The organism is Stutzerimonas sp. C6.4V (assembly GCF_058536345.1).
Genome location: NZ_JBZUBM010000001.1, coordinates 3,325,228 through 3,346,691, shown reverse-complemented (window position 1 = coordinate 3,346,691; position 21,464 = coordinate 3,325,228). Strand labels below are relative to the sequence as shown.

General features: G+C 59.7%; 17 protein-coding genes. 12 read left to right on the top strand and 5 right to left on the bottom strand.

What is annotated here, in order from left to right; genetic code table 11:
• Positions 1-16 precede the first annotated feature (16 nt).
• Positions 17-2,221, top strand: coding sequence for a polyphosphate kinase 1 (ppk1, locus tag AC4LFW_RS15775; protein ID WP_491820065.1), 2,205 nt, complete (start codon positions 17-19; stop codon positions 2,219-2,221).
• 47 nt (positions 2,222-2,268) lie between these two features.
• On the opposite strand, the gene ppx is transcribed toward ppk1, so the two are convergent.
• Entirely contained in the window at positions 2,269-3,771 is a 1,503-nt protein-coding gene (gene ppx, locus AC4LFW_RS15770) for an exopolyphosphatase (RefSeq protein ID WP_491820064.1), read from the bottom strand.
• 210 nt (positions 3,772-3,981) lie between these two features.
• Between ppx and trxA the strand changes: the two genes are divergently transcribed.
• The 4 genes from trxA (at position 3,982) to AC4LFW_RS15750 (ending at position 8,370) form a co-directional block, all read left to right on the top strand.
• The gene (gene trxA / locus AC4LFW_RS15765; RefSeq protein ID WP_003283463.1) at positions 3,982-4,308 is read left to right on the top strand and encodes a thioredoxin TrxA; all 327 of its coding nucleotides are present in this window, start codon (positions 3,982-3,984) and stop codon (positions 4,306-4,308) included.
• Between the two features lie 230 nt (positions 4,309-4,538).
• Positions 4,539-5,798 carry a transcription termination factor Rho gene (rho, locus tag AC4LFW_RS15760; RefSeq protein WP_019341285.1) on the top strand — a complete coding sequence of 420 codons (1,260 nt, stop codon included), beginning with the start codon at positions 4,539-4,541 and terminating at the stop codon, positions 5,796-5,798.
• A 99-nt stretch (positions 5,799-5,897) separates the two neighbouring features.
• Positions 5,898-7,364 (top strand): 4-hydroxy-3-polyprenylbenzoate decarboxylase, encoded by a 1,467-nt coding sequence (gene ubiD, locus AC4LFW_RS15755; RefSeq protein ID WP_491820063.1) that lies wholly within the window; start codon positions 5,898-5,900, stop codon positions 7,362-7,364.
• A 34-nt stretch (positions 7,365-7,398) separates the two neighbouring features.
• Positions 7,399-8,370 carry a CDP-6-deoxy-delta-3,4-glucoseen reductase gene (locus tag AC4LFW_RS15750; protein WP_491820062.1) on the top strand — a complete coding sequence of 324 codons (972 nt, stop codon included), beginning with the start codon at positions 7,399-7,401 and terminating at the stop codon, positions 8,368-8,370.
• A gap of 91 nt (positions 8,371-8,461) precedes the next feature.
• On the opposite strand, the gene AC4LFW_RS15745 is transcribed toward AC4LFW_RS15750, so the two are convergent.
• The 3 genes from AC4LFW_RS15745 to AC4LFW_RS15735 form a co-directional block, all read right to left on the bottom strand.
• Positions 8,462-9,127 (bottom strand): SPOR domain-containing protein, encoded by a 666-nt coding sequence (locus AC4LFW_RS15745; protein ID WP_491820061.1) that lies wholly within the window; start codon positions 9,125-9,127, stop codon positions 8,462-8,464.
• Positions 9,128-10,867: an arginine--tRNA ligase gene (gene argS / locus AC4LFW_RS15740; protein ID WP_491820060.1), complete on the bottom strand. Its 1,740-nt coding sequence runs from the start codon at positions 10,865-10,867 to the stop codon at positions 9,128-9,130.
• Positions 10,868-10,979: 112 nt separating this feature from the next.
• Entirely contained in the window at positions 10,980-13,202 is a 2,223-nt protein-coding gene (locus AC4LFW_RS15735) for a primosomal protein N' (RefSeq protein ID WP_491820058.1), read from the bottom strand.
• Positions 13,203-13,419: 217 nt separating this feature from the next.
• Here AC4LFW_RS15735 and rpmE point away from each other — a divergent pair, with 217 nt between their 5' ends.
• From rpmE to AC4LFW_RS15720, 3 genes are all read left to right on the top strand, one after another.
• The gene (rpmE, locus tag AC4LFW_RS15730; protein WP_491820057.1) at positions 13,420-13,632 is read left to right on the top strand and encodes a 50S ribosomal protein L31; all 213 of its coding nucleotides are present in this window, start codon (positions 13,420-13,422) and stop codon (positions 13,630-13,632) included.
• 40 nt (positions 13,633-13,672) lie between these two features.
• On the top strand, positions 13,673-14,452 hold the full coding sequence (locus tag AC4LFW_RS15725) for a thermonuclease family protein (RefSeq protein WP_491820056.1): 780 nt from the start codon (positions 13,673-13,675) through the stop codon (positions 14,450-14,452).
• A 246-nt stretch (positions 14,453-14,698) separates the two neighbouring features.
• Positions 14,699-15,967: a malic enzyme-like NAD(P)-binding protein gene (locus AC4LFW_RS15720; protein WP_491820055.1), complete on the top strand. Its 1,269-nt coding sequence runs from the start codon at positions 14,699-14,701 to the stop codon at positions 15,965-15,967.
• A gap of 55 nt (positions 15,968-16,022) precedes the next feature.
• Here AC4LFW_RS15720 and AC4LFW_RS15715 read toward each other — a convergent pair whose 3' ends face one another.
• Positions 16,023-18,464, bottom strand: a complete 2,442-nt coding sequence (locus AC4LFW_RS15715; RefSeq protein ID WP_491820054.1) for a penicillin-binding protein 1A — start codon at positions 18,462-18,464, stop codon at positions 16,023-16,025.
• Positions 18,465-18,648: 184 nt separating this feature from the next.
• Between AC4LFW_RS15715 and AC4LFW_RS15710 the strand changes: the two genes are divergently transcribed.
• Genes AC4LFW_RS15710 through pilP form a run of 4 tightly spaced genes read left to right on the top strand, consistent with a single transcriptional unit; the run spans position 18,649 to position 21,429 of the window.
• On the top strand, positions 18,649-19,713 hold the full coding sequence (locus AC4LFW_RS15710; RefSeq protein ID WP_491820053.1) for a pilus assembly protein PilM: 1,065 nt from the start codon (positions 18,649-18,651) through the stop codon (positions 19,711-19,713).
• Positions 19,713-20,285: a PilN domain-containing protein gene (locus AC4LFW_RS15705; RefSeq protein WP_491820051.1), complete on the top strand. Its 573-nt coding sequence runs from the start codon at positions 19,713-19,715 to the stop codon at positions 20,283-20,285. The genes AC4LFW_RS15710 and AC4LFW_RS15705 overlap by 1 nt, the downstream gene beginning before the upstream one ends.
• The gene (gene pilO / locus AC4LFW_RS15700; RefSeq protein WP_491820049.1) at positions 20,282-20,905 is read left to right on the top strand and encodes a type 4a pilus biogenesis protein PilO; all 624 of its coding nucleotides are present in this window, start codon (positions 20,282-20,284) and stop codon (positions 20,903-20,905) included. Before AC4LFW_RS15705 ends, pilO begins: the two co-directional genes overlap by 4 nt.
• Complete coding sequence (pilP, locus tag AC4LFW_RS15695; RefSeq protein WP_491820047.1) at positions 20,902-21,429, top strand: type 4a pilus biogenesis lipoprotein PilP; 528 nt, start codon at positions 20,902-20,904, stop codon at positions 21,427-21,429. Before pilO ends, pilP begins: the two co-directional genes overlap by 4 nt.
• The last annotated feature ends 35 nt before the right edge of the window (positions 21,430-21,464 follow it).

Genomic DNA, 21,464 nt, shown 5'->3' with positions numbered 1-21,464 from the left:
CTCCCGAGGCAGATCGATGACGAATCAGGGACTCAGCGAAAACGAAGTGCAGCTCGCTGCGATCGAGGCGCAGCCTCTCGAGGAGCTGGCTCCGCCAGCGCCCGAGCCGGAGAAGATGGAGGAGGCGCCAGCGCCAGTAGCGCCACCGCCAAACCTGGACGACAACAGCCTCTATATACACCGCGAGCTGTCGCAGCTGCAGTTCAATATCCGCGTGCTGGAGCAGGCGCTGGACGAGTCCTACCCGCTGCTGGAGCGGCTCAAGTTCCTGCTGATCTTTTCCAGCAACCTCGATGAGTTCTTCGAGATCCGCGTTGCCGGGCTGAAGAAGCAGGTAACCTTCGCTCGTGAGCAGGCCGGCGCCGATGGGCTGCAGCCCCACCAGGCGCTGGCGAGAATCTCTGAGATTGTTCATGACCAGGTCAACCGGCAGTATTCGATCCTTAACGAGGTTCTGCTGCCCGAGCTGGCCAAGCATCAGGTGCGCTTCATCCGCCGCCGGCACTGGACGGCAAAGATCAAGGCCTGGGTGCGTCGTTACTTCCGTGACGAGATCGCGCCTATCATCACGCCCATCGGTCTCGATCCCACCCATCCGTTCCCCTTGCTGGTCAACAAGAGCCTAAACTTCATCGTCGAACTGGAAGGCATCGATGCCTTCGGGCGGGATTCCGGGCTGGCGATCATCCCCGCCCCGCGCTTGCTGCCACGAGTGATCCGCGTGCCTGAAGACGTGGGGGGAGCGGGAGCCAACCATGTCTTCCTGTCATCGATGATTCACGCCCACGCCGACGACCTGTTCCATGGGATGAAGGTCAAGGGCTGCTACCAGTTCCGTCTGACGCGTAACGCGGACCTGTCGGTCGACACCGAAGATGTCGAGGACCTGGCGCGCGCGTTGCGCGGCGAACTGATCTCGCGGCGCTACGGCGATGCGGTGCGGTTGGAGGTGGTGGATACCTGCCCGAAGCATCTGGCCGACTTCCTGCTCAAGCAGTTCAGCCTGAGCGAGAGCGAGCTATATCGTGTCAACGGGCCGGTGAACCTGACCCGCCTGTTCAGCATCACAGGGCTCGATAGTCATCCGGAACTGCAGTACCTGCCGTTCACGCCGGCCATTCCCAAACTGCTGCAGAACAGCGAGAACATCTTCAACGTGGTCGGCAAGCAGGACATCCTGCTGTTGCATCCGTACGAGTCGTTTACGCCGGTGATCGATCTGCTGCGTGAAGCGGCGAAAGATCCCTGCGTGCTCGCCGTCAAGCAGACGCTGTACCGCTCCGGCGCCAATTCCGAGATCGTCGATGCGTTGGTCGAGGCCGCGCGTAACGGCAAGGAGGTCACCGCGGTTATCGAACTGCGTGCCCGCTTCGATGAGGAATCCAACCTGCAACTGGCCAGCCGCCTGCAACAGGCCGGGGCGGTAGTGATCTATGGTGTGGTGGGCTACAAGACCCACGCCAAGATGATGCTGATCCTGCGTCGTGAGAATGGCGAACTGCGGCGCTACGCGCACCTGGGGACCGGCAACTATCATGCGGGAAATGCGAGGCTGTACACCGACTACAGCTTGCTGACCTCCGACGACGCGCTTTGTGAAGACGTTTCCAAGCTGTTCAGCCAGTTGATCGGCATGGGCAAGACCATGCGCATGAAGAAGCTCCTGCACGCGCCGTTCACCCTGAAAAAGGCGTTGCTGGACATGATCGCCCAGGAGACTCAACACGCCAGCGAAGGCAAGCCGGCGCACATCATCCTCAAAGTCAACTCGCTGACCGACGCCAAGATGATTCGAGCGTTGTACAAGGCCAGTCAGACCGGCGTGCGCATCGATCTCATCGTCCGTGGTATGTGCTGTCTGCGTCCGGGCATCGCCGGGGTTTCGCACAATATCCAGGTGCGCTCGATCATCGGGCGCTTTCTTGAGCACAGCCGCGTGTTTTATTTCTTCAACGGGGGCGACGAAAGGCTTTACCTGTCCAGCGCCGACTGGATGGAGCGTAATCTGGACCGGCGGGTCGAGACCTGCTTCCCTGTCGAAGGCAAGAAGCTCGTGACTCGCGTCAAGAAAGAGCTCGAAGGCTATCTGACTGACAACACCCAGAGCTGGACCCTGCAGCCGGACGGCAGTTACCTGCGCAACAGTCCGAGTGGCAATCAGAATGCACGCAACGTGCAGAACTTCCTGCTTGAGCGGCTCGGTAGCCCTACCGCGCGGTAAGGTTCAGGCGTGGCGGCGGGCAACAGCCTCGCCGCCCTTGGCCCGGTTTATCGTACCGTCAGCGTGAAATCGATCCGCTTGAGCCAGTCCGCTTCCAGGGCGAAGTCAGCCTGCGTCAGCGGATTGTTGGCCAGCCAGCCCTCCGGGAAGACCACGTCCAGGCTGTTGTCACCGGCCTGGAGCTCGAATGCCGGCGCCTGCTGCGGTCCACGTATGTGATGGAACAGAATCGCAAAGCGCAGCAGCACGCACAGACGAGTCAGCTTGACGCCGTCTTCGCTCATCTCTTCGAATTTCTGCTTGGGAATGTTGCGCCGGTGGCCGCGGACCAACAGCGCCAGCATCTGCTGATCCTGGCGTGAGAAACCCGGCAGGTCGGAATGCTCGATCAGGTAGGCGCCGTGCTTGTGGTAGTGGTAATGGGCGATGTCCAGACCGACTTCATGAATGCGCGCCGCCCAGCCGAGCAGTTCCCGCAGCCATCCCTCATCCAGAGCCCAGTCCGCCGCTACCTGATCAAAGGCCTCCATGGCCTTGCTTTCGACCCGTGCCGCCTGCTCGGTGTCGACGTGATAGCGCTCCATGAGAAAGCTCAGGGTGCGGTCGCGTATGTCTTCCTGATGATGCCGGCCGACAAGATCATAGAGCACACCCTCGCGCAGGGCGCCTTCGGAGTGGGCCATGCTGGCGAGCTCAAGAGCGTCGAAAATCGCTTCAAGAATGGCCAGCCCGGCGGGGAAGATGCTCTTGCGGTCAGGCTTGATCCCGTCCATGTCCAGCTTTTCAACATCGCCGAGCTTGAACAGCTTGCGTTTGAGCACGCCGATGCCTTCGGCGGTGACTTCGCCATTGCTCAACCCTGCGCCCTTGATGGCCAGGCCCACGGCGCGGATAGTGCCGGAGGCGCCTACCGCATCCTGCCAGCCGAGCCGACGCAGGCCGTGCTCGATGCTCATCAGCTCCAGTCGGGCGGCGGTATAGGCTTGGGCATAGCGTGCAGCGGTGATTTTGCCGTCGCGGAAGAATCGCTGGGTAAAACTGACGCAGCCCATCTGCAAGCTTTCACGCAACAGTGAATCGAAGCCCTCGCCGATGATGAATTCGCTGCTGCCACCGCCAATGTCCACCACAAGACGCTTGCCTGCTGAGGCAGGAAAGGTGTGCGAGACACCCAGATAGATCAGCCGTGCTTCCTCGCGACCAGAGATAACCTCAACCTGGTGGTTGATGATCGTTTCCGCCTGGCGGATGAACAGGGCACGATTGCGCGCCTCACGCAGGGCATTGGTGCCCACGACACGCACCGCACCCTGGGGCAGATGGTTCACCAGCTGGGCAAAGCGGCGAAGGCAGTCGAGGCCGCGCTGCATGGCGACCTGATCGAGCTGTCTGTTTTCATCGATGCCGGCCGCGAGCTGGACCTTTTCGCCAAGCCGCTCCAGGATGCGCATCTCGCCGTTGCTGGTGCGGGCCAGCACCATGTGGAAGCTGTTCGATCCCAGATCGAGCGCGGCAATCATCGGAAATGGTTCGGCGGGTAGTGGGCGCATGGGGCAATCTCTGTGCAAAACCACGACATCCTGACATGATCGCCGTCTTCCGCCAACGCGCAGGCGCCAGGCAGTGCCATCTTGTCGCGATCCCTGGGTACACCTGCGCGTTTCTCCTGGCCAAATCCCGAGCGACAGGCTGCGGCTTTCGGTCTGCCCCAAGCCGGGCTATGATGGCGTCACTTCTGATTTTGACCCTGGAGAACATCCATGAGCGAATACATCAACAATGTCAGCGACAGCAGCTTCGAGCAGGACGTGCTCCAGGCAGACGGCCCTGTGCTGGTCGATTACTGGGCCGAGTGGTGTGGTCCATGCAAGATGATCGCTCCGGTGCTCGATGAGATTGCCAAGGATTACGAAGGCAGGCTCAAGGTCTGCAAGCTGAACATAGATGAAAATCAGGAAACCCCGCCAAAGTACGGCGTGCGTGGTATCCCTACCTTGATGCTGTTCAAGAACGGTAATGTCGAGGCGACCAAGGTGGGTGCCTTGTCCAAGTCTCAGCTGGCCGCGTTCCTCGACAGCAATATCTGATGCAGCTGCCGTGACTCCAAAGCCCTCGCAAAACGCGGGGGCTTTTTTATGCATGCAGGCTGGACGCTTCGCCTGTGTGGTGCTAAATTCGGCCCTGCGACGCTTCTCCGTCGCCCTCTGCATGCCGTCGCCGACGCACTTCAGCCTAAAAAAGCACAACGAACCTGTTCGTCTCTTGCTGCGCGGCTTCTCAAGCTAATCGCTTTCTTCATCCCTTCTGATCTCTCTCTATGAATCTGACCGAACTTAAGCAAAAGCCCATCACCGAACTGCTGGAAATGGCCGAACAGATGGGCATCGACAACATGGCCCGTTCGCGCAAGCAGGACGTGATTTTCTCCCTGCTGAAAAAGCACGCCAAGAGCGGTGAGGAAATCTCCGGTGATGGCGTGCTGGAGATCCTCCAGGATGGCTTCGGCTTCCTGCGCTCCGCGGATTCGTCCTATCTCGCCGGGCCTGACGACATCTATGTCTCGCCGAGCCAGATTCGCCGCTTCAACCTGCGAACCGGCGACACCATTGTCGGCAAGATCCGGCCGCCCAAAGAGGGTGAGCGTTATTTCGCCTTGCTCAAGGTCGACACGATCAACTTCGATCGTCCGGAAAATGCGAAGAACAAGATCCTCTTCGAAAACCTGACGCCGCTTTTCGCCAACAAGCGACTGACGATGGAAGCCGGAAATGGCTCGACCGAAGACCTGACTGGTCGGGTGATCGATCTCTGCGCCCCGATCGGCAAGGGTCAGCGTGGCCTGATCGTCGCACCGCCGAAAGCGGGCAAGACGATCATGCTGCAGAACATCGCGAGCAACATCACGCGCAACAATCCCGAGTGCCACCTGATCGTTCTGCTGATCGACGAGCGCCCGGAAGAAGTGACCGAAATGCAGCGCACCGTGCGTGGTGAAGTGGTCGCCTCTACCTTCGATGAGCCGCCGACCCGCCACGTGCAGGTTGCCGAGATGGTGATCGAGAAGGCCAAGCGCCTGGTCGAGCACAAGAAGGACGTCGTCATTCTGCTCGACTCCATTACCCGTCTGGCACGTGCCTACAACACCGTAATACCGAGTTCCGGCAAGGTACTGACCGGCGGTGTGGATGCTCATGCCCTGGAAAAGCCCAAGCGTTTCTTCGGCGCGGCGCGCAACATCGAAGAGGGCGGCAGCCTGACCATTCTCGCCACTGCGCTGGTTGAAACCGGCTCGAAGATGGACGAAGTGATCTACGAGGAATTCAAGGGCACGGGTAACCTTGAGCTACAGCTTGATCGGCGCATCGCCGAAAAGCGTGTCTTTCCGGCCATCAACATCAACCGCTCCGGCACCCGCCGCGAAGAGTTGCTGACCAGCGAAGAAGAGCTTCAGCGCATCTGGATTCTGCGCAAGCTGCTGCACCCGATGGATGAAAGCGCTGCCATCGAGTTCCTGCTAGACAAGCTCAAGGACACCAAGACCAACGAAGAATTCTTCATGTCAATGAAGCGTAAGTGATCGACAGGCGGCTAGCCGCCTGGGGCTGAAGGCTGGAAAGGCTGGACGAAGAGTTTTTCGTTCAGCCTCCAGCCTTTAGCGCTTTTATCGAGAGGCCTGATGAATTACACCGACCTTCGTGATTTCATTCGCAGCCTGGAACAGCGCGGCGAGCTGAAGCGTATCGCCGTGCCGGTATCGCCCGTTCTGGAAATGACAGAGATCTGCGACCGCACCCTGCGCAAGCAGGGGCCGGCGCTGCTGTTCGAAAATCCGACCGGCTTCGACATGCCGGTATTGGGCAACCTGTTCGGCACGCCCAGGCGAGTTGCGCTTGGGATGGGCGCCGAGGAGGTCTCGGAGCTGCGCGAGATCGGCAAGCTGCTGGCCTTCCTCAAGGAGCCCGAGCCTCCGAAAGGGCTCAAGGACGCCTGGAACAAGCTGCCGATCTACAGGAAGGTCATCAGCATGGCGCCCAAGGTTCTCAAGGACGCGGCATGCCAGGAGGTGGTGCTGGAAGGTGATGACGTCGACTTGGCCAAGCTGCCTGTCCAGACCTGCTGGCCTGGCGACGCGGGGCCGCTGATCACCTGGGGCCTGACGATCACCAAGGGGCCCAACAAGGAGCGCCAGAACCTCGGTATCTATCGTCAGCAGGTGATCGGCCGCAACAAGGTGATCATGCGCTGGCTCAGTCATCGTGGCGGCGCGCTGGATTTTCGCGAGTGGTGCGAAAGGTACCCGGATCGTCCCTATCCGGTCGCGGTGGCGCTTGGTGCCGACCCGGCCACCATCCTTGGCGCAGTCACGCCGGTCCCGGACTCGCTCTCCGAGTACGCCTTTGCTGGCTTGCTGCGTGGCAGTCGCACCGAACTGGTCAAATGCCGGGGGAGTGATCTGCAAGTGCCGGCGGGTGCTGAAATTGTCCTGGAAGGCCACATTCAGCCTGGCGAAATGGCCGATGAAGGGCCCTATGGTGACCACACCGGGTACTACAACGAGGTGGATCGGTTCCCGGTGTTCACCGTCGAGCGCATCACCATGCGTCGCGATGCCATCTATCACAGCACCTACACCGGAAGGCCGCCGGACGAGCCGGCGATTCTCGGTGTGGCGCTCAACGAAGTCTTTGTTCCGATCCTGCAGAAGCAGTTTCCCGAAATCGTCGACTTCTATCTGCCGCCGGAAGGCTGCTCCTACCGGATGGCCGTGGTCACTATAAAGAAGCAGTACCCCGGCCACGCCAAACGCGTAATGCTGGGCGTCTGGAGCTTTCTGCGGCAGTTCATGTACACCAAGTTCGTCATTGTCACCGACGACGATATCAATGCCCGGGACTGGAATGACGTTATCTGGGCGATTACCACGCGCATGGACCCCAAGCGCGACACGGTACTGATCGACAATACGCCGATCGACTATCTCGATTTCGCGTCGCCGGTCTCTGGCCTTGGCAGCAAGATGGGGCTCGACGCGACCCACAAGTGGCCGGGTGAAACCGTGCGCGAGTGGGGGCGGGCCATCGTTCAGGACGAGGCGATCAAGCGCAGGGTAGACGAACTCTGGGCCGAGCTGGGCATCGACTGATGACCTGCCATGTATTCACTCAGGTTTAGAATTGATGAAAGTGACCCTGCAGCCCTCCGGCGCAGTACTCGAGGTCGAGAGCGGCGAACTGATTCTGGACGCTGCGCGTCGGCTGGGATATGACTGCCCACAGGCCTGTCGCAACGGCAATTGCCTGATCTGCGCAGCGCTGCTGGTCAATGGACGCGTCCGCCAGCGCGGCGAGAGCCAGGATCACGGCGAGGTATTCGCCTGCCTCGCCGAACCGGAAGAAGACTGCGTCTTACTCTGGGACGGTGTGCTCGCGCCGGGGGAACTCCCGGTGCGTACGTTGAGCTGCCAGCTGATCAGCTGCGAAGCTGCCGGTGGCGACGTGTTTCGCGTACGGCTGCGTGCGCCGGCCGGAAAGATGCCGCGTTACCATGCAGGGCAGTACCTGCTGCTCAAGCGTGCCGATGGCGAGTTCAGTGCGTTCTCGCTTGCTTCGGCGCCCAAGCAGGGGCGTGAACTGGAGCTTCATGTACTGGCCCGAGAGGAATCGGCAGTTGCTTTGCTCGATTTCATCCGGCGTGCGGGCATGGCGACGATCCAGATGCCCTTTGGTGATGCCCATCTGGATGAGCTTCCCGACGGACCACTGCTGCTCATAGCGGCGGGCACCGGAATGGCACAAATGCACAGCCTGATCGAGCACACCCGAGCAGAAGGATTTACCCATCCGGTGCATCTGTACTGGGGCGTTCGCCGACCAGAGGACTTCTATCAACTACCGCACTGGGACGAGTGGCAGTCAATGCCCAACCTTTTCCTGCATCAGGTGGTCAGTGACGTCTGTGATTGGGAAGGCCGCTGCGGCATGTTGCATGAGGCCGTGTGCGAGGATTTCACTAACCTTGAGCCGCTACACGTATACGCCAGCGGTTCTCCGGCGATGGTTTACGGCACTCTGGATGCCCTGGTCGAGGCAGGCATGGATGCCAGGCAGATGCGGGCCGACGTCTTTGCCTACGCGCCGAGAAAAGTCTAGATCGGCTAGTCAGCCGTGGGTTCGCCGCGAAGCGTCAGGTGAGCTGATCGACAAGAAGCGGGAAGGCTAATTCCCGCTTTGCATGTATGGGTTAACGACTCTGCCGCTGCTGCAGCAACAGGTTGCTGTAGCCGCTGGCGGAGAGCGTTTTCTGCGCCTTGCCGAGCTGCTCGCGATCAGCGTAAGGCCCTACCAATACCCGATACCAGACCTCGTCTCGCACAGTGACATTTTCCACCCGGACATCCTGGCCCAGCAGGATGATCTGGGCGCGGACCTTCTCGGCCTCGGGTTTCTGCCGAAACGAGCCTGCCTGCAGGAAAAACTGCGTTGCCGGCGCTTTGGCAACGGTCGGCGGAGGTGGCGGCACCTGTCCATTTAGCGCCGCTTCAGCGCGTGCCGCATCGATGGTCGCAGCTTGCTCCGGAGTGACCGGTGCTGCGGCTGGTGGTTCGGGCTTGGGAGCTTCGGGCGGCAGTATGACTTCCGACTCTGGCAGCAGTGTGTAGAAATCGTACTTCGGCTTCACTGCCTGACCGGTTGCCGGAGTCGGCCGCTTGGGTTGCTCCTTGGTTTTTTCAGTTTCCCTGGATCGCTTGACCTCGCTGCCGCCGGGCTCCAGGTTCATCAGGAACACGATGAAGCCGCCGATGACCAGTCCACAAAGGAGCCAGACCCAGCCGGGCACCGGCTTCTTTGCTGGCGCCTGGTAGCGGCTCGCGCCTCGCTTCGGGGCGGGTTTCTTCTTGGCTGCCACTTACATTCGCTCCAGCGTTTCCAGGCCCAGCAATTCCAGCCCTTGCTTCAGCGTCTTGCCAGTCAGGGCTGCCAGGCGCAGGCGGCTCTGCTTGACCGACTCGCTCTCGGCCGAAAGGATCGGGCGGTGCTCATAGAAGCTGGAAAACAGGCCAGCCAGGTCATACAGATAGCTGCAGAGCACATGCGGTACGCCTTTTTCGGCAACGCCGTTGAGTACTTCGCTGAACTGCGCAAGCTTCGTGCCCAGCGCCTGTTCCGGCTCCGATTCGAGCTGAATCGAGCCGGATAGCTCGTCCATTCCGGTGCCGAGCTTGCGGAACACGCTGGCAACACGGGTGTACGCGTAAAGAAGGTAAGGCGCTGTATTGCCCTCGAAGCTCAGCATCTGTTCAAAGTTGAAGCTGTAGTCGCTGGTGCGATGCTTGGAGAGATCGGCATATTTCACTGCGCCGATGCCGACTGCTCGCGCAATCCGGCGAAGCTCGCCCTCGTCGAGATCAGGGTTCTTGCCTTTTACCAGGTCATAGGCGCGTAGCTCTGCTTCGTCGAGCAGGTCGACCAGCTTCACGGTGCCGCCGTCACGCGTCTTGAACGGACGGCCGTCCGCGCCGTTCATGGTGCCGAAGCCCATATGCTCAAGCTGCATGGCGCCGTCGACGAAGCCGGCGCGGCGGGCAACCTCGAAGGCCATCTGAAAATGCAGTGCCTGGCGCTGGTCAACGAAGTACAGCGCGCGGTCGGCCCGCAATTGCTGGCTGCGATAGCGCATCGAGGCCAGGTCAGTCGTGGCGTAGAGATATCCGCCCCCCGCCTTCTGGACGATCACCGGAAGCGGGTTGCCCTCGGCGTTCTTGAACTCGTCGAGAAAGACACACTGCGCGCCATTGCTTTCGCTCAACAACCCCTTGGCCCTGAGCGACGCCACGATATCGCCGAGCTCGGCGTTATAAGCGCTTTCGCCTTTCACGTCGTCCGGAGTGAGCTTGACGTTGAGGCGGTCGTATACCTTTTGGCAATGCGAAAGCGAGATCTCGTTGAAGCGTGTCCACAGGCGCAGGCACTCGGGGTCGCCTGCCTGCAGTTTCACCACCAGCGCGCGGGCGTGCTCGGCAAACTCGGTCGATTCATCGAAGCGCTGCTTTGCCGCGCGGTAGAACTGCTCCAGATCCGATAGCTCGGTTTCGGCTGCCGCCGGGTTTTCTTCAAGGTACGCGAGCAGCATGCCGAACTGCGTGCCCCAGTCACCCACGTGGTTCTGGCGGATCACCTCGTCGCCGAGAAATTCCAGTACGCGCGCAACGGCATCGCCAATGATGGTCGAGCGCAAATGGCCGACATGCATCTCTTTCGCCAGGTTGGGCGATGACAGGTCGACCACGACGCGCTGGGCCGGACCCGCCTTGCTGACACAAAGGTGCGCGTCAGCCAGCGCAGCGTCGAGTCGCTGGGCGAGCGCCGAGCTGTTCTGGAAGAAGTTAAGGAATCCGGGGCCGGCGATCTCGACCTTGCTGATGCTGGCGTCGCTCGGCAATGCCTCGATCAGTTTCTGCGCCAGATCCCGGGGCTTCATCCTGGCCGGTTTCGCCAGCATCATGGCGATGTTGCTGGCGAAGTCCCCGTGGGTCCTGTCGCGGGTGTTCTCCACCTGGATCGTCGGGGCCAGGCCATCGGGCAGCACACCGTCAGCGGTGAGGCGGGTCAGGGCTTGCTGGATCAGGTGGCGAATACTGTCTTTCATCGGATGCTCGGTCGGCCAGAGGCTTGGGTCGAAAACTGGGCATTATCGGGGGCCGAGGGGCGAACCTTCAAGGCTTAAGGCATGAGTCGTCGGTGTGTTCCGAGTCTAGTGCTCAAAATAGGTCGATCGGATCCACATCCAGCGACCAGCGTACCGCGCGGCTGCCGGGTAGCTGTTCCACGACGGGCATCCATGCATTCATCAGGCGATGCAGGGTCGCGCGCGTATTGGCTTGCAGCAGCAGTTGGGCGCGGTAACGACCGGCACGGCGCTCCATCGGGGCTGGCACCGGGCCAAGCAGTTCGATGCCGCTGAGCTCCAGTTCTGCCAACAGCTGTTCGGCCTGGCTGCATGCCTGATCGAGAAAGTCTTCCGCCTGGCCTGGTCTATGAGCCTCGGCGCGCAGCAATGCAAGATGACTGAAGGGGGGCAGCCCAGCGGCGCGACGTTCGCTCAATGCCTGGTCGGCAAACGCGAAATAGCCTTGTTCCGTGAGCTGCACCAGCAGTGGGTGGTCGGCAAGATGGGTCTGGATGATGACCTTGCCAGGTTCGTCAGCGCGTCCCGCACGCCCGGCCACTTGGACGATCAGCTGAGCCATGCGCTCGCTGGCTCGGAAGTCTGCGGAAAACAGCCCGCCATCAGCGTCGAGGATGGCCACCAGGGTGACCCTGGGAAAGTGATGCCCCTTGGCGAGCATCTGTGTGCCCACCAACAGGCAGGGCTCGCCGCGGTTGATGGTTGCCAGCAGCGCTTCCATCGAACCTTTGCGTGAAGTGCTGTCGCGGTCGATGCGCAGCACCGGATAGTCAGGGAAAAGAACGGCGAGTCGTTCTTCGGCGCGCTCAGTTCCTGCGCCAACGGGCCGCAGGTCGACCTGGCTGCAGTCTGGACAGTTCAGCGGCGGACGTTCGGCATGACCGCAGTGGTGACAGCGCAACTCATTGTGGCGCTGGTGTACTGTCATGCGTGCGTCGCAGCGCGGGCATTGACTGAGCCAGCCACAATCATGGCAGAGCAGCGAAGGGGCAAACCCGCGGCGGTTGAGGAACACCAGGACTTGTTGTCCTGCAGCCAGTGTTTGCGTCATGGCCTGTTGCAGCGGGCCCGATATCCCGGAATCCATTGGTCGGCTTTTGACATCCAGACGCAGGAAGCGGGGCGGCAGAGCGCCGCCGGCTCTCTGGGTCAGTTTCAACAGCGCATAACGGCCGGTATGGGCATTGTGCAGGCTCTCCAACGAAGGAGTCGCCGAACCGAGGACAATCGGCAGACCTTCCTGGCGTGCCCTGACGATGGCAAGGTCCCGGGCGTGGTAACGCAGGCCTTCCTGCTGTTTATAGGAGGCGTCATGTTCTTCATCGAGAATGATCAGCCCAGGATTCTTCATTGGCGTGAACAGTGCCGAGCGGGTGCCGATGATGATGTCGGCTTCGCCGTCCCGTGCCGCCAGCCAGGCATCCAGCCGCTCACGATCGTTGATATTTGAGTGCAGCAAGGCGATGCGCGCATTGAAGCGCTTTTCAAAACGGGCCAGGGTCTGCGGACCGAGGTTGATTTCTGGAATGAGCACCAGGGCTTGCTTGCCCGCTTTCAGCACCTGGTGGATGAGCTGCAGGTAGACTTCGGTCTTGCCGCTCCCGGTAACGCCTGCCAGCAGGAACGGCTGAAAACCCTCGAGGCCCGCGTGTATGGCTTCCACGGCGGAGCGTTGCTCCTGATTGAGCGGAAGTTCGGGCTGTAGCAACCAGCTGCCATGGTGGCGGGGAGCGGAGTGGCTGCGACGCGTCTCGACACGCAGCAATCCCTTCTGCGTGAGCAACTCCAGGCTGTCCTTGTTCAGCTGCAGCTGGCCCAGCAGCGAGTGAGCAACGCCATGGGGGTGCTGTGCAATCGTTCGCAGCGCTTCCCGCTGGCGGGGAGCCCGGCTCAATCGGGGATCTTCCGGGCGTGCGCCAGCGGCCGCATGCCAGAAGCGCTCCTGCCTGGCCTCGGCTGGCTCGCCTTGACGCAGCAGTACCGGAAGCGCCCAGCTGAGAGTGTCTCCGAGGCTGTGCTGGTAATACTGGGCAGTCCACAGGCATAGCTTGAACAAGGCGGCGGGCAAGGGCGTAGTTGCGTCGAGCAGTTCCAGCGCAGGCTTGAGCCTGTCTTGCGGCACCTCGCTGTCATCGACCAGCTCCACGAGCACGCCGATGATTTCGCGCCGCCCAAAGGGCACACGCAGCCGCATCCCCGGGCGCAGCGCCGCATAGGGCACGCCCACCGGCGGCAGGTAATCGAAAAGCCTGCGCAGGGGCGAGGGTAAAGCCAGCCGGAGAATGGGTTGAGGCACGCTGAGATCCTTGACGAGGATGCCGATGGTAAACGATCTCTGTCTGTCAGGCTGAGTCCAGCCTTGGGTACCTTGCGTCGGCTGGCGCCTTTTGACCGGGCGCCTCCAGGGCGACCGCCTGCGCTTGCATCACCTCGCTGCTCTGGTATTATTCGCGCCCTTCCGTGCGGTACTCGACATAGGGTCGGGTGGCGGCACAAGTCCTAGAGGATTTTCCATGAAAGCCGATATCCATCCAAATTACGTTGAAATCGAAGCCACTTGCAGCTGCGGCAACGTCATCAAGACCCGTTCCACGCTGGCCAAGAACATGAACATCGACGTCTGCTCCGAGTGCCACCCGTTCTACACTGGCAAGCAGAAAGTGCTGGATACCGGTGGCCGTATCGACCGCTTCAAGCAGCGTTTCGGTGTGTTTGGCGCCAAGTAAGCTGTCATCGCGAAGGGAACCCATGAGGTTTTCCACGCAAATGAAAAGGGCGTCCCTGGTGGGCGCCTTTTTTATATCCGCAATCTTGTGCTTGCCGGCTGCGGCGCTCTGCCGAGCTGACGGCCAGCTTGCTCAGGCTGATGTCGCAAGGGTGCTGGATGGCGATACATTGCGCCTGGCTGACGGGCGCAGCGTGCGTCTAATTGGCATAAATGCGCCTGAGCTTGGCCGCAAAGGCCATCGCGACGAGCCCTTCTCCGTCATGGCGCGCGACCGCCTCAAGGCCATGGTGGACGCTAATGGCGGCAAAGTGGGCTTGAGGCTGGGGCGGCAGGCCCAGGATCACTATGGTCGCCTCCTTGCGCATGCTTATGATGCCGGCGGCGAGAATCTAGAAGCCGATCTGCTTGCCGAGGGGCTCGGCTACTTCCTGGCCATTTCTCCCAATACCCGTTTGGCGGAATGTCATCGAGCAGCCGAGCAGCAGGCGCGACATGCCGGTAAGGGCCTATGGTTCCGGTCACCCGCCATTTCGTCCACGGAAATCCGTCGGGCCGGTTTCGCCTTGGTGCGGGCCAGGGTGCAGCGGCTGGAACGGAACCGTGGCGGCATCTGGCTGGAGTTGCCGGGCTCGCTGGTCATACAGGTCCCGCACAGGAGTTCTGCCGCTTTCGGAAGCGCGGCTCTCGAAAAGCTGATGGGGCGTGAGATCGAGGTCAGGGGCTGGGTGATCGACAGGCGGGGGCGCGTTGACGAAAAGCGGCAGGCCCGTTGGATGCTCAAGGTCACTCATTCCTCGATGCTTCAGCGGCTCGAATAACAGGCAGCTGAAAAAAGCATTCAGCTGTTGCTCCTGTTTGTCGCTGCGCCTCGTCTGCGTCTTTCAACGGTCTGCCAACGGATCTGTCCTGAGTTCGGCAGTTTTGCCACGCCCGGTTGGGCCTTGTCAGCTGAAAGTCTTATGGTCTGGACCTTGACAGTCAGGTTTCTGCTTGGCTTGTGACGGTGCGGGAAGTTGGCGTATCCTCGACCGCCTGTCTGTCCCAGTAAAATAAGCGGAATGCCCATGACTGACCTTAAAACTGCCGCTCTCGATTACCATGCCAAGCCCCGTCCGGGCAAGCTGAGCGTCGAGCTGACCAAGCCTACCTCCACCGCTCGCGATCTATCGCTCGCCTACAGCCCGGGTGTAGCGGAACCGGTGAGGGAAATCGCTCGTGACCCTGAGCTGGCTTACCGCTATACCGGCAAGGGCAATCTGGTGGCTGTGATATCCGACGGCACCGCGATCCTCGGTTTGGGCAATCTGGGGCCGCTGGCCTCAAAGCCGGTAATGGAAGGAAAGGGCGTACTGTTCAAGCGTTTCGCCGGCGTCGATGTGTTCGATATCGAAGTGGACGCTGAGAGCCCGCAAGCCTTCATCGATACCGTCAAGCGCATTTCCATCACTTTCGGGGGGATCAACCTCGAAGATATCAAGGCGCCTGAATGCTTCGAAATCGAACGCGCCCTGATCGAACAGTGCGATATTCCGGTGTTTCACGACGATCAGCATGGCACTGCCATCGTGACCGCAGCGGGCATGCTGAACGCTCTGGAAATTGCAGGCAAGACGCTTGAGGAAGCCAGGATCGTCTGCCTGGGGGCCGGCGCTGCTGCGACTTCTTGCATGAAGCTGCTGGTCAGCATGGGTGCGAAGATCGAAAACATATTCATGATCGACCGCAAGGGCGTCATCCACGCCGGTCGCGACGATCTGAACCAATACAAGGCGATTTTTGCTCACGAAACCGACAAGCGGACACTCGACGACGCGCTGGACGGTGCCGACGTATTTGTCGGGCTGTCCGGAGCCAATCTGTTGAGCCCCGAAGGACTTAAGCGTATGGCTGCCAACCCGGTGGTGTTCGCCTGCTCCAACCCGGATCCGGAAATCAGTCCCGACCTCGCGCATGCCACGCGTTCGGACGTCATCATGGCGACAGGCCGTTCCGACTATCCGAACCAGGTTAACAATGTGCTGGGCTTCCCCTTTATCTTCCGTGGTGCATTAGATGTGCGCGCGTCGCGTATCAACGAAGAGATGAAGATCGCTGCAGCATTGGCCTTGCGTGACCTGGCCAAGCTGCCCGTGCCGGCCGAAGTTGCAGCCGCTTATGGTGTTGATCATCTGGAGTTTGGACGTGAGTACATCATTCCCAAGCCGATGGATGCCCGCTTGATCACCTTGGTATCGGATGCGGTCGCCAAGGCTGCCATCGAAAGTGGCGTGGCCACGCTGCCCTATCCAGCCAACTATCCGCTGAAGTCGGTTGCCGACGTGTTTAACGGCTGATCGGCTGGCGATAAAAAACCCCGCATTGCGGGGTTTTTTTATTTTTAGGGCGACGTCAAAAAAGGTCGATTGGCGCCGCTTCCGATGAAGGCAGTGGGCTGCCGGGCACGGGTGCGCCGGGCTCGAACTCATCGGTGCCCGGTGGCAAGTCCTCGCTTCGGAACACCTCGAAATAAGCCTCCGGTGTTCCTGGTGCTGCCGCCCGCCCGCTCGCTGGATCGATGCGCAAGGTCAGAATTCCGTCCGGTTCGGCTGGAGGATGCTCGGGTTGGCCTTCCAAGACGGCGCTCATGTATTTCATCCAGATAGGAAGCGCGACGGTGCCGCCATATTCCGTCCGGCCAAGGCTCTGTGGCTGGTCGAAACCGGCCCAGACGGTAGTGACATGATCGGCGTTGTACCCTGAGAACCAGCTGTCCTTCGATTCGTTGGTCGTACCCGTCTTTCCGGCGAGATCCCCGCGGCCCATGGACAGGGCGCGGCGGCCTGTGCCTCGCTTAATCACATCCTGCAGCATGCTCGTCATGATGTATGCCGTGCGCTCGTCGATGATCTGCTCTGCATATACAGGCGGCTGGACCGTGGCCTCACGCTCACCTACCAAGCGCGTATCGTGCTGCGCAAACGCGGTGACGGCCGCCTGCTTCATTTCGTCCCCCAGTGGGGGGGGCTCGCCTCCGGGTACCCGTGCCGGGTTGGCCTGGAAGACCGGCTTGCCGTCACGATCATCGATTCGCTCGATCAGATAGGGCTCAATCTTGTAGCCGCCATTGGCAAAGGCTGTCCAGCCCGTGGCAATTTCCATCGGTGTTAGGGTCGCAGTACCAAGCGCCAGAGAAAGGTTTGCCGGCAGGTCTTCCGGTTTGAAGCCGAAGCGTTTTACGTAATCGATCGTGTACGGAATCCCCAGTGTCTGCAGCAGGCGGATAGAGACCAGGTTGCGCGACTTATATAGCGCCTCACGTAAGCGGATAGGTCCAAGAAAGGTGTTGTTGTCGTTCTTGGGACGCCAGACCCTGTCGAGACTGTCTTCGAAAACGATGGGTGAGTCATTGACCAGCGTGGCAGCGGTGAAGCCGGCATCCAGTGCAGCGCTGTAGACGAAAGGCTTGAAGCTCGAGCCCGGCTGCCGCTTCGCCTGGATGGCGCGGTTATAGTTGCTTTGGTCGAACGAAAAGCCGCCCACAAGTGCCTCGATCGAGCCGTCAGTTGGGTCGAGTGACACCAATGCCGCCTGCGCCTGTGGAATCTGGCTGAACACTGCCGTGTTATCCACCAGGCGGACCCGAACGACATCGCCGACCTTGGCAACGTCTTCGGGGCTATTGGGACGAGGTCCGAGACTGTTGGTGCTGATATATGGGCGGGCCCATTTCATGCTGTCCCAGGGCACGCTTCGTTGGGATCCGTCACGCAGAGCCACGGTCAGACCATCAGCAGAAACCCCGGTGACAACGGCGGGGACCAGGCCGGACTGGCTGCGAAAGGCGTTCAGCTCCTTGATCCAGGCGTTGCGATCGTTTCCTTTGAGTGTGGCCTCGGGCCCTCTGTAGCCATGGCGTTGATCATATTCGATCAAGCCCTGGTCCAAGGCCTGATTCGCGGCACTCTGCCGTTCACTGTTTGGCGTGGTGTAAACGCGATAGCCATCGGTGTACGCAGCACTACCGAAACGCCCGACCATTTCCGCACGAGCCATTTCCGCTATGTAAGGTGCCACCAACTCGGGCGATGCACCGTGGTAGGTTGCATCCACAGGCTCGGCCAATGCTGCCTGGTACCTGGCATCGTCGATCGAACCAAGCCGGTGCATGCGGCCTAGAATCCAGTCGCGCCGCTCCTTGCTGCGTGCCGGGTTGGCCAGCGGATTGAATGCCGATGGTGCCTTGGGCAATCCAGCAATCATTGCCATCTGCGCGAGGCTCAGCTCGCTCATGGGCTTGCCGTAATAAACCTGAGCTGCCGCTTCGATACCATAAGCACGATTACCCAGATAGATCTTGTTGACGTAGAGCTCGAGAATCTCGTCCTTGCTTAATTCCCGTTCGATCTGTAACGCCAGCAGAATCTCGTTGATCTTGCGTGAGAAGCTGCGCTCGCTGGACAGGAAAAAGTTCTTGGCGACCTGCATGGTGATGGTGCTGCCGCCTGTCTGAATCTGCCCAGTCTTCAATAATTGCGTGGCAGCGCGCATCAGGCTGGCCACTTCGACGCCATAATGATTCGCGAAATTGTCATCCTCGGCGGCCAGCAGCGCGGCGATGAAATCTTTCGGGATTTGATCGAAGCGGACAGGGGAGCGACGCATTTCGCCATACTCTGCAATCAGCTTTTCGTCGCTGCTGTAGACGCGCAGCGGTATCTGGAGCTGAACGCTGCGGAGTGAGTCAACCGATGGCAGATTCGGGCTGAGATAAAGAAAGGCGCCGCTGAGACTAAGCACAAGTCCACAGAAAATAGTCAGGCACGACCATAGGAAAAACTTCAGGAAACGCATCGGGGTTCATTGGATCCAGGGTGGGAGCTGAAGGGTAAGCCGCAGACGATGCTGAAAGGAAAAACCGTTCACATTATAAGCGGATTTTTTGCTGAAGAGCCATTTACGGTTCTGTCAAGGCTGTTATCTAATGCGGGCATACATAATTAATCCGTAAGTAGCGGATAAAGATAGGGAATCGGCCGTGCTAGGGCTCTTCACGAAGAAAGCAAATACGCTGCTTGGGATCGATATCAGTTCGACTTCCGTCAAGCTGCTCGAATTAAGCCGCTCGGGCTCCCGCTATCGGGTAGAGTCCTATGCCGTTGAGCCACTTCCACCCAACGCAGTGGTGGAAAAGAACATCGCTGAGCTTGAGGGCGTCGGGCAGGCCTTGACTCGCCTGCTGGCCAAGGCCAGGACGGGCGTAAAGTCGGCGGCGGTGGCAGTTTCCGGATCGGCAGTGATTACCAAGAGTATCGAAATGGAGGCTGGGCTCAACGACGATGAGTTGGAAAACCAGCTGAAGATCGAGGCAGATCAGTACATTCCCTACCCCCTAGAGGAGGTGGCGATTGATTTTGAAGTCCAGGGTCCATCGGCCCGTTCGCCAGGGCGTGTGGATGTCTTGCTGGCCGCGTGCCGCAAAGAGAATGTCGAGATCCGCGAGGCTGCGCTTGCTCTGGCAGGGCTGACCACCAAGGTTGTGGACGTTGAAGCCTATGCATTGGAACGGTCGTATGGGTTGCTGGCGCCGCAGCTGGGTGCGGGCCATGAGGAACTCACCGTTGCGCTGATCGACATCGGCGCCACCATGACCACCCTGAGCGTGCTCCATAACGGACGCACCATCTATACGCGCGAACAGCTGTTTGGCGGGCGCCAGCTGACTGAGGAAATTCAGCGCCGTTACGGGTTGTCCATGGAGGAAGCTGGGTTGGCCAAGAAGCAGGGCGGCCTCCCTGACGACTATGAAAGTGAAGTGCTTCAGCCGTTCAAGGAGGCTGTCGTTCAGCAAGTCTCGCGCTCGTTGCAGTTTTTCTTTGCGGCTGGGCAGTTCCACGACGTTGATTACATTCTTCTCGCGGGCGGCACCGCTTCGCTGCCTGATCTGGATCGGCTCATCCAGCAGAAAATCGGAACTCAGACTTTAGTCGCCAACCCATTTGCCGATATGGCCTTGAGCAGCAAGGTCAATGCGGGTGCCCTTGCAAGTGACGCGCCTTCGCTGATGATCGCATGCGGGTTGGCGTTGAGGAGTTTCGACTGATGGCCAAGATCAACCTTCTTCCTTGGCGTGAGCAGCTTCGGGAAGAGCGCAAGCAGCGCTTTCTGGTATCGCTTGCGGGGGCTGCGGTGCTCGCGGTGGGCCTGTTGTTTCTCGCCGATCAATATCTGGCAAATGCAATTGAGCAGCAAAACGCTCGAAATCAGTTCATCAGTAAGGAAATCGCTGTGCTTGATGCGCGGATCAGCGAGATCAAGGAATTGAGAGAACGTCGGCAGCAATTGCTCGAGCGCATGAAGATCATTCAGGACCTGCAGGGCAACCGCCCGATTATTGGGCGCGTATTCGACCAGCTGGTTCGTACATTGCCCGATGGTGTGTATTTCACGGACTTGAAGATGACTGGCAAAAATATCGCGATTGTCGGAGCCGCCGAATCAAACAATCGGGTCTCCAACCTTATGCGCAACCTGGATGGTTCCGACTGGCTCGAAGCCCCGAATCTCAATGAAGTCAAAGCTGTGACCGCAGGTGCTGTCGACCAGGAAAACGTATTTCAGCTTACGGTACAGCAGACGCAACCAGCGGTGGCTGTTGAGGAGGCGAAGCAATGAGTTTTGCCTCGTCAATTGAAAGCCTTCGTAGCGTTGATCTGTCGGATCTCGATCTCAACAACCTTGGCTCCTGGCCTGCGCCAGTCAAGGTCATCACCGCCGCGTTGCTGGTCATCCTGGTCTTGGCTGGAGGTTATTACCTGCATCTGAGTGATCTGCAGCTCAATCTGGAGCAGCAGAAAGCTCAGGAGGAGTCGCTCAAGCAATCGTTCTCCTCCAAGGCTTTCCAGGCTGCAAACCTCGAAGCCTACAAATCTCAGATGACCGAGATGGAGGCGTCGTTCGGCGCCTTGCTACGCCAGCTACCCAGCGACACCGAGGTGCCTGGGTTGCTTGAGGATATAACTCGTACCGGGCTCGGCAGCGGATTGGAGTTCGAGGAGATCAAGCTTCAACCGGAAGTTGCGCAGCAATTCTACATCGAGCTGCCAATCCAGATCAAAGTCATCGGTAGCTATCACGACCTGGCCACGTTTGTAAGCGGCGTCTCGAGCTTGCCCCGAATCGTCACGTTGCATGATTTCGAGATCAAGCCGGAGAGCAAGGACTCGTCCTCCAAACTAAAAATGAGCATTCTGGCCAAGACTTACCGTTATAACGACAAGGGGCTACAAAAATGATGGGGGCCCGATTATTCGCGATTGGCTTGGGTCTCGTCGCGCTAAGTGCTTGCAGTGACGGCGGAGATTTTGCTGATTTGCGCGCCTACATGGACGAAGTGCGTGCCAAGCCAAAGGGCTCGATCGAGCCGCTTCCAGCATTCTTGCCGTACGAGGCGTTCACCTACAGCGCCGCATCGCTGCGGCACCCGTTCCAGCCGCCAATGAAGCTTGATCTGGCTCAGCGTCAAAAGGGCACGAAGGACATCAAGCCGGACGATACGCGAATCAAGCAATTTCTCGAACAGTTCAATATCGAGAATTTCGTCATGGTCGGTACGCTGGCTAATGGAGTCGGTAACTATGCGCTTATCAAAGGCGGTGACGGCGTTCATCGAGTAAAAGTTGGTGATTACCTGGGGCGTAACCACGGTCGTGTCGTCGAAATCAACGAGGCGGAAGTCGACGTCGTGGAAATTGTCCCTGACGGAGATGGTGGCTGGCTAGAGCGCCCGCGTAGCCTGACCTTGAAAGAACGCTCCTGAGTTCGGAGCGAAACATGGAAAACCGATACCGGTCC